The sequence below is a fragment of the Methylobacterium oxalidis genome, assembly GCF_007992195.1.
Taxonomy (GTDB): domain Bacteria; phylum Pseudomonadota; class Alphaproteobacteria; order Rhizobiales; family Beijerinckiaceae; genus Methylobacterium; species Methylobacterium oxalidis.
This window is the reverse complement of the sequence record NZ_BJZU01000250.1, coordinates 1-2,369: the sequence shown is the minus strand read 5'-3', so window position 1 is coordinate 2,369 and position 2,369 is coordinate 1. Positions and strand designations below refer to the sequence as shown.

Annotated in this window: 3 protein-coding genes and 1 pseudogene; all 4 read left to right on the top strand. The window is 60.7% G+C overall.

Annotated features, from left to right (window positions below; all coding sequences use genetic code 11):
- The first annotated feature begins 41 nt into the window (after positions 1-41).
- Positions 42-278: a hypothetical protein gene (locus MOX02_RS30225; RefSeq protein ID WP_147029448.1), complete on the top strand. Its 237-nt coding sequence runs from the start codon at positions 42-44 to the stop codon at positions 276-278.
- Positions 259-483 (top strand): annotated as a pseudogene (locus MOX02_RS33115) (HNH endonuclease); the annotation flags it as partial. The gene MOX02_RS30225 and the pseudogene MOX02_RS33115, both read left to right, overlap by 20 nt.
- Positions 484-846: 363 nt before the next feature.
- Positions 847-1,479 carry a hypothetical protein gene (locus MOX02_RS32605; protein WP_238178931.1) on the top strand — a complete coding sequence of 211 codons (633 nt, stop codon included), beginning with the start codon at positions 847-849 and terminating at the stop codon, positions 1,477-1,479.
- A gap of 707 nt (positions 1,480-2,186) precedes the next feature.
- The coding region (locus MOX02_RS30210; protein WP_147029445.1) for a dTDP-4-dehydrorhamnose 3,5-epimerase family protein at positions 2,187-2,369 on the top strand (183 nt) is incomplete at its 3' end.

Here is a 2,369-nt window from a genome sequence, read left to right as displayed (position 1 = left end):
CTAAGCTCACCTCTCATCCTCCACAGCCAGCGAGGCATACCATGCCCAGCACGAGATCGCGCTCGCGCGTGACCGATTCTGCACGTCCGACAGTCGCCTCCCTGGGCCTTCGCGCCAAGCTCGTGACCGAGGAGCAGGATGCCGAACTCCGCGCGCTGATCGAGCGCTACGAGCAACTCCTCTGCGACTGGGAGGGCCTGACCCACCGCGCCCTCAAAGCCCTCTCCGACCGCCCGCAGCTCAGGGACGAGCGCCACGATGCCCCTCGTCACCCCTGAGGATGTCGGTACGACGCGGCGCGGACATCTCTCCGCCCGCCGCCGGCTCCAAGCCTGGGAGCGTACGAATGGAAAATGCGTCGTGTGCGGCGACCGCATCGACGGCGTGCGGGAGCGCTGGATCGTCGAGCATATTCGAGCTCTCGAACTCGGAGGCATGGACGAGCTCGACAATATGGGTCCAGCTCATGAGGCTTGTGGGCGTGAGAAGACCCGCGACGATCACGCTCGCGCGGCTCAAGCCAAGCGGCAGAAGCTTCGCCATATTGGCGCAGTGCACACCGTTCAGCCACTGCCTGGGTCCCGTACCAGTCTCTTGAAGCGGAAGATCGATGGGACAGTGGTGCGTCGAGAGAGGCAAGCCGACCGTGAGGCGGTACCACGGATAGCGCTTGAGCGACCGGTTGGATCATCGGCATCGGCTCCTGTGGAACCTGCCGTCACGAACTCTGGGTTGTGCTGCACACCTGAAGCGCCTTCCGGTAGGGGGAAGGTCGGCAGCACGGAACGATCGATGGCGGAGCAGAGGACTGGGCCTGAGGCAGCTGGGCTTGAGGCTGAATCTGCGGTGGCTGAAGCCGGACGCGAGATTTTGCCAGCGCTCCCACACCATCTTGTCTTCCTCTTCGACGATCGCCCCCTCCTCCCAGGCGAGAGCGCAGAGCAATACGACGCGATTCTGCGCAGCATCGTGCAACAGGTCAGACCGGCCGACGTCATCGACGCGCTCTGGGTCAAGGATGTCGTGGTTCAGATCTGGGAAGCGAAACGCCTGCGCCTGTGGCGGGGTCAGATCCTCGCTCAGGCGCGTCTGGACGCTGCCAAGGCGGTGGTGAAGCGTGTACTGGAAGTCCGTCACCGGAAGAGGTTCGTGCCGGCTCATGACATTGAAGCAGAGGCTCAGGGCATCGCCCTCGATTGGCTCAAAGGCACGAGCGCCGGAATTTCGTCGTTCGAGAGCTTCTTGACAGAGAGCGGGCTTACGGCAGGCGATCTGATGGCGCAGGCATTTCGGGTATGCCTCTCGGATATCGAACGCATCGACCGGATGGCGGCCAATGCGGACCATCGTCGAGACGCGCTTCTGCGAGAAATCGAACGCAAGCGAGCGAGCCTTGGCCAGCACCTGCGAGCCGCAAGCTCGGAGATCATCGACGTTGAGCCCACCAATGGGGCGACCAAGCCCATTGCGCGGTCGTGAGCCCGAGATGACATCATCAAAGGCCACAGAAGCCAACCGAAGAAACGCTCAGGCCAGCACGGGCCCGAGAACACGGCAGGGCAAAGCTCGGGCCAGTCAGAACGCTCGCAAGCACGGGCTGTCGGCAGTGCTGCCGAGCCCGGCAATCGAGTTAACCATTGAGCAGATCGCCGAGCTCATCGCCGCGGACGGCTCACTTGGCATAGGGCCACCGGACACGGCTCGCGAGATTGCCGAGGCGCAGGCTTATCTTTGTCAAATCTCGATAGTGAGACGACAGGTCGAGCAAGACATCATGGCCGCCCTGCACAACTCTCCAGATCCAAAATGCCCCTCCTCCTTGGAGGATGTATCAGATCTCTTGCGGAACTTGGAGCGGCTTGCACGGTATGAGCGCAGAGCGTTCTCTCTGCGGAAATCGACAATCCGGCGAATGATAAGAATAAAATAACACGAAGATAATATTCATCAAAACAAAAATATCGATTCGTGCAATAATTCTCTCGCACGTATTACTCTATATGATCTGCCCCCGTCTGCGCCAGAGCATAGCCAGCATACTAAGAGCGTGTGCCTAACCCGCCACACATATCTTCATTGCGCGGCCTGCGGGTGCGACCCATAGAAAAGACTTGCTGACAATCTCTTCGCTCTCTAGTGAGTGCCGCAACGCAAAGTTGCATTAGGAAAGCATTCAGGAACGGCAGATGGAGGTGAGGTCGACCGCTATCCCCGCAGTTAAGCGGATTGTGCCGAAGCGGTTCGGCGATGATCGAGGCTGGTTCTCGGAGACCTACCGTGTCGATGTCCTGGCTGAGGCCGGCCTCGACATCGCCTTCGTGCAGGACAACCAATCCTTCTCCGTGCCGAAGGGGACGGTGCGCGGCCTG

Coding starts and splice junctions, on each gene's coding strand:
- MOX02_RS30225 (WP_147029448.1), top strand. CDS start 42: ATGCCCAGCACGAGATCGCGCTCGCGCGTGACCGATTCTGCACGTCCG.